Source organism: Oleiphilus sp. HI0066, assembly GCF_001635725.1.
Genome location: NZ_LWFH01000012.1, coordinates 1 through 1228 on the forward strand (window position 1 = coordinate 1; position 1228 = coordinate 1228).

Here is a 1228-nt window from a genome sequence, read left to right on the forward strand (position 1 = left end):
GTGCTTTTAAATAGATTACCCAGCAATGGGATATCACCCAATAAAGGAACTTTACTTTCACTGACCTGAACATCATCTCGAATTAAACCACCAAGAACGATTGTCTCACCATCATCGGCCAATACATTCGTTTTGATCTGTCGCTTAGTGGTAATAATGTCTGCACCAGCAGTCGATGGCGATACACCTGAGATTTCTTGTTCAATTTCAAGACGCACCAAATCGCCTTCGCTGATACTTGGAGTAACAATCAATTTCACACCCACATCTTCACGCTCGATCGTTGTAAACGGATCAGAAGTCCCTGCACCGCCAGAACTAGATTGCCCGGTAATAATAGGGATGTTCTCACCAACGATAATTGAAGATTCTTGATTATCCATTGTAATAACTTTCGGCGTAGACAATACATTAGCCCCCGCATCACCCTCTAATGCCTGCACAAGGGCTCCCCAGCTCACGCCATTACGACTTTCTTCTCCGATTCCAATCGTAATACCCGTTGATGGCGAGCCTAATAATGTGGGATCTAAATCACCGTTCGGGTCATTGTCTTGATCGACCAAAGCACCAATGACGTTTGCAGCACTCAAACCGATTTCATTGAAGTTAGTAAATACACCGGGCACTGAAGCACCTTGATCATAAAGCGCCCACTGAACACCTAGTTTGTTATCAGTATTATCTTGAATTTCTACGATAGCGGCTTCGATTAAGACTTGTGCTCTGCGCACATCAAGCTCGTCAATTACGCCTTCAAGCTCTTGTAGAAGAGAAGGTTCAGCTCGAATAACCAAAGCATTCAGGCCCTCATCTGCATATACGCTCGCTTCCGCTTTAGGCGCCGCATTGCCTTTGTCTGCAGCCTCTTCACTTACAATATCACCCATTAATCCGCTTAGAAGATCTGCGATCTCTTCCGCATCAGCATGTTTTAAGCGCACGACCTTGGTTTTACCACCTGTTGAGGACGGTTGATCAAGCTTCATGATCAACACTCTCATTTTTTCACGGAAAGGCTCATCACCACGAAGGATCAAACGATTACTGCGCTGATCCGCAACCACTGAAAACTTGTTCGCTCCTTTTCCTTTTGCCGCTGCGCCAAGTTCACTAGGCGCAAGCTCTTCAAGAAGCTTGACCATATCGCCAACCCAAGCCTCCTGAAGCTGAATAACTTCAAGCTCGTATTTAGAGGGGCTATCAAGCTCATCAATAATCTTACTAA

General features: G+C 45.2%; 1 protein-coding gene. It reads right to left on the reverse strand.

Going from position 1 to position 1228, the window contains the following annotated elements:
* Positions 1-1228, reverse strand: a 1228-nt coding sequence (gspD, locus tag A3738_RS00625) for a type II secretion system secretin GspD (protein WP_068763261.1), incomplete at both ends; no start/stop codon positions are given.